This window comes from Frankia sp. CeRuru1 (assembly GCF_977966315.1).
In genome coordinates, this window is sequence record NZ_CDWWEW010000065.1 from 13,226 (window position 1) to 17,638 (window position 4,413).

Here is a 4,413-nt window from a genome sequence, read left to right on the forward strand (position 1 = left end):
GGCGACGGCCGGGGCTGCGACGGCCGGGGAGGGTGACGGCGCGCCGAGGCCCTTCGCCGTCGTGGGGGGGCCGGCGGCGGGAGGAGGGATCGCTTACTCCAAAGGATAAAGATGAAGGTCCGGTTCGCCGGACCTTCATACAACCTTCCGGGGCAGCGGGGTCACACCGCCCAGGTCCGCGGGCAGGCGCAGGGGCTTCTCGACGCCCCCCACGGCCGCCGTGAGGGCGGCGGCCGGCGGCCCGGCGGTCACCGGTTCCGCGGGGGCCGGGACGCTCACGGCAGGAGGCGGGACGCGGACCTGGGCGGCGGGGGACGCCCCGTCGCCCGGACGAACCGGCGCCGCCGCGGCGGCGGGCGACTGCACCGTGGGACGCGTCACCACGAGGCCGGGAGCGGAGCGGTTCAGGTATCGCCGGGCGCGCATCACGTCGACGAGCATCGCGGGAGTGTGCCGGGTCACCCGGAACGTGCCACCGGGTATCTCCGCCCATCGGACCGGGACCTCGGTGATCCGGTAGCCGATCGACCGGGCGATCGAGAGCACCTCCACGTCGAACCCAAATCCGGAGGAGCGCGCAAGGCTGAACAGCAGCTTGGCCTCGGGACCGCGGAAGGCCTTGAATCCGCATTGGGTGTCGGCGACGTCCAGGCTGGTCAGGGACCGGGTGATCTGGTTGAAGGCCCAGCTGCCGACCCGCCGGCCGCTGCTGCGGACCGCACCCGCCCCGACCCGGCGCGATCCGAGCGCCACTTCGGCGTGCTCCAGCGCGGCGAGGAGCAGAGGAAGATCATTGACGTCCGAGGCGCCGTCGGCGTCCAGGAAGGCGATCGACTCACCGTGCGCAACCGACACCCCCATGCGGACCGCGGCGCCCTTACCCGAGTTCCACGGCAGCCGCAGGACCCGACCACCGGGCAGATCCGCGAGCAGTTCCTCGGCGATCGCAGCGGTGCCGTCCGTGCTGCCGTCGTCGACCACAATCACCTCGGCCTCGGGGATCCTGTGCATGACCGAGATCAGCGGGGGTAGCGAGCCGGGCAGGCGCATCGCCTCGTTGTAGGCGGGGATGACGACGCTCACAGGCACGCAGTCCAAGACTCAACTCCTAGGCCGCGACGACGGAGCCGATGACTGAAGCCACCGAGGCGCAGCGGTTGGTGACGGCTGATCGAGATCAGCAAACAGTTTCAGGTGTTCTACCGAAATGTGGCAAAGCATGCATGCTAAAGTTTCCTTTCGTTTCATTTACGAGCAAGGTGGCACAATGAACATCTATTGAGTACAGATGGACATCTATTGGTCATATGCTGGGCTATCGGACGTTCATCTGGCGATGTGTAGCATACGGATGGGGGAGAACAGCTCGGACAGGGGGGTGGCCGATCCCCCGGATCGCCTCGGATCATCCTGGATCGGGCAGTCGGCGCTGTCGCCGTCGGGCGACCCGCCGGTAGTACACGGGACGGTGAACTTCCGGAAACCTTCGGAAACGCAAGGATGGAGATCAACCTGTCGCGGGGGATAACCGCGCACCGGCGGATTTCCGACGTCCACCCGCGTCACGAGGCCTCCCCGAGCGGCCCGCTTCTGGGATGATCCGCCAAGGTTTCCGGCCAGAGCGGATGGAGGAGCCATGCCACGACCCGAGCGCGCAGGCCGGGCCCGGTCGCAGGCGGCCGGGGCGGGCGAGGCGGACACGCAGCTGCGCGGTCTCATCGACGCGGGTCGCAGCAAGCTGCCCCCGAGAACGGCGATGCGGGCCCGCGACGCCGCCCGGCCCACCGACGCCGACCTCGCCGAGGCCGAGCGATCGATGGTATTGCATCGCGGATCACGCCCCACCTCGGCGACCCCGTCGACCAGCCCCACCGACCCGGTCCGCCGCGGCGGCCCCAGCCGTGCCGGAACCGGTCGTGCCGGAGCCGAGAGCGGCACGACCGACCGCCGCGGCCGGGGTACCCGGAGGACCCGCCGACGCTCCGACCGCGGATCCGCTGGACCGCGTGAGAGCGGCCCTACCGAGACCGGGTCCTCGAAGAACAGGTCTCAGGAAGCCGACGACGTCGACCCGGGCACCGACGGCACGTCCCCGGTCCGCTCGTAGGCCGAGAGCATCCGCAGCCGCCGCACGTGTCGTTGCTCCCCGCTGAACGGCGTGGTGAGGAAGACCTCGGCGAACGTCAGGGCTTCCGTGACGGTGTACATGCGCGCGCCGAGGCTCAGCACGTTGGCATCGTTGTGCTGGCGGGCCAGCGTCGCCGTCTGTTCGCTCCACGCCAGGGCCGCGCGCACCCCGGCGACCTTGTTCGCCGCGATGGCCTCCCCGTTGCCCGATCCCCCGATGACGATGCCCACGCTGCCCGGTTCGGCGGCGGTGGCGGCGGCGGCGGCGAGGACGAACGGGGGGTAGTCATCGTCGGGGTCGTACTCGGCAGGACCATGGTCGACGGGCGCGTGGCCCAGCTCCACCAGACGCTCGGCGAGCGCCTCCTTCAGGCGGAAGCCCGCATGGTCAGATCCCAGATGGACACGCATGATGTGCCATCATGCCCGATCACGTGAAGATCGGGTCCTGGTCCCGGGTCCGCTTGAGCTCGTAGAAGCCAGGGGTACCGGCGACGAGCAGAACTCCGTCCCACAGTCGTGCGGCCTCCTCCCCCTTGGGTGCCGGGGTGATCACCGGACCGAAGAAGGCGGTCTCCCCCACGGCGATGACCGGGGTGCCCACGTCCATGCCCACCCGGCCGATCCCCTCGGCATGGCTGGCCCGCACCCGCTCGTCCCAGGCCGTCGAGGTCGCCTCGGCGGCGAGCGCCGGATCGGCACCGGCCTCGGTCAGGGCGGCGACGAAGGTGTTCTCGTCCCATTCCGCCTTGCCCAGGTGACGGCGACGGCCAAGCGCCGTGTACAGCGGGCGCAGGATGTCCGTACCGTGCCGGTCGACGGCGGCGGCGCAGAGCCGCACCGGCCCCCAGGCGCTGGCCAGCAGCTGCTTGTACTGCTCGGGCATGTCCCGGTCCTCGTTGAGCACCGACAGGCTCATCACGTGCCAGCGGATCCGCACCGGCCGGATCTTCTCGACCTCCAGTAGCCAGCGGGAGGTGAGCCAGGCCCACGGACAGGACGGGTCGAACCAGAGATCGGCGAAGACCGCTTCGGTCGCGTCCGCGGGCAGGGGTACGGGCGTGGGTGAGGGTACGGACGTAGCCGCGGGGGTGTCGAGAGTTTCGGCGCTCATGTGGTCTCCTCGGTCGATGGCACCGTTCGACGGCACCGTTCGCCCGGGATCAACCCGTCAGGGTGGTGGTCACTTCCCGCTCGCGGCAAGATAACCGGCGACCCTGTTCACCATGGCGACGAACGGAACGGCGGCGATGGCACCGGGGATGCCGGCCAACACGCCACCGGCCGACAGCGCGATGACAATCGCGAGCGGGTGCAACCGCACCGCCCGTCGCATGACCAGCGGCTGCAACAGGTGCCCCTCGATCTGCTGCACGGCCAACACGACGCCCAGAATGATCAACGCATCCGGCACGCCGTTCGAGACCAGGGTCACCAGTACCGCCGCGGCGCCGGCCACCGCCGCCCCGACAATCGGGACAAACCCGCCGAAGAACGTCAGCAGGGCCAGCGGCGCGACGAGCGGGACACCCACGCCGACCAGGCCGATGGTGATACCGATCGCGTCGACCGCCGCGACGAAGACCGTCCCACGGATGTAGCCGGTCAGCGTGTTCCACGCCTCCCGACCGGCGCCGCGCACCCGATCCTCCGCTCCGTCCGGGAAGCGGGTGACGATCCAGTCCCAGATACGATCCCCGTCGTACAGGAAGAAGAAGGTCGAGAACAGGGTGACGAGCAGGCCGGCGAGCACCTCGGCGGCCACCGAGGCGCCGGAGATCACCCCGGAGACCAGGCGCCCCCGGTTGTCCGCCAGGCTCTGGCGGATGTCGTCGACCAGATTGTCGATCTGGCTCTGCGACAGGTGGAGCGGACCGTTTCTCAGGTAGCCGCGGATCTGCTCGACGCCCTCGCTGACCTGATCGCTGACCGTGGGGATCTCGTTCGCGGCGTTGAAGCCCACCGCCACCCCGACACCCACGAACACCGCGAAGAACACGAACAGCGCGGTGAGGGCGGCGCCCAGCCGGTTCATGCCGAGCCGCTGCAGCCGGTACGCGAGCGGATGGATGAGAGCGGCGATGAGCAGCCCGGCAATGAGCGGAATCACCACGATCCGGACCCGCCCCACGACCATCAGCAGGATGTAGATGGCCGCGCCCGTGACGATCAGACGCCACGACCAGCCCGCCGAGACCCGCAGCGCGACCGGGATGTGATAGTCGGCCCGCCGAGCCGGGGACTCCCCCCCGCCGGCGGGCTGCGGCCCGCCCGGTGGCTCGGGAG

Annotated in this window: 5 protein-coding genes; 1 reads left to right on the forward strand and 4 read right to left on the reverse strand. The window is 70.1% G+C overall.

Annotated features, from left to right (window positions below):
* Positions 1 to 135 precede the first annotated feature (135 nt).
* Positions 136 to 1,083: a dolichyl-phosphate beta-glucosyltransferase gene (locus AC08OP_RS07395; protein ID WP_476613504.1), complete on the reverse strand. Its 948-nt coding sequence runs from the start codon at positions 1,081 to 1,083 to the stop codon at positions 136 to 138.
* 553 nt (positions 1,084 to 1,636) lie between these two features.
* Between AC08OP_RS07395 and AC08OP_RS07400 the strand changes: the two genes are divergently transcribed.
* Complete coding sequence (locus AC08OP_RS07400) at positions 1,637 to 2,107, forward strand: hypothetical protein (RefSeq protein ID WP_476613505.1); 471 nt, start codon at positions 1,637 to 1,639, stop codon at positions 2,105 to 2,107.
* Here AC08OP_RS07400 and AC08OP_RS07405 read toward each other — a convergent pair.
* The 3 genes from AC08OP_RS07405 to AC08OP_RS07415 all read right to left on the reverse strand — a co-directional run.
* Positions 2,050 to 2,538: a ribose-5-phosphate isomerase gene (locus AC08OP_RS07405; RefSeq protein ID WP_476613506.1), complete on the reverse strand. Its 489-nt coding sequence runs from the start codon at positions 2,536 to 2,538 to the stop codon at positions 2,050 to 2,052. The genes AC08OP_RS07400 and AC08OP_RS07405 overlap by 58 nt on opposite strands.
* Before the next feature lie 19 nt (positions 2,539 to 2,557).
* Entirely contained in the window at positions 2,558 to 3,241 is a 684-nt protein-coding gene (locus tag AC08OP_RS07410) for a mycothiol-dependent nitroreductase Rv2466c family protein (protein ID WP_476613507.1), read from the reverse strand.
* A 69-nt stretch (positions 3,242 to 3,310) separates the two neighbouring features.
* On the reverse strand, positions 3,311 to 4,413 hold a 1,103-nt coding region (locus tag AC08OP_RS07415; protein ID WP_476613508.1), incomplete at its 5' end, for an AI-2E family transporter.

Excerpts from the sequence above, each read along its gene's own strand:
- AC08OP_RS07410 (WP_476613507.1), bottom strand. The coding sequence starts at position 3,241 with ATGAGCGCCGAAACTCTCGACACCCCCGCGGCTACGTCCGTACCCTCA.
- AC08OP_RS07405 (WP_476613506.1), bottom strand. The coding sequence starts at position 2,538 with ATGCGTGTCCATCTGGGATCTGACCATGCGGGCTTCCGCCTGAAGGAG.
- AC08OP_RS07400 (WP_476613505.1), top strand. The coding sequence starts at position 1,637 with ATGCCACGACCCGAGCGCGCAGGCCGGGCCCGGTCGCAGGCGGCCGGG.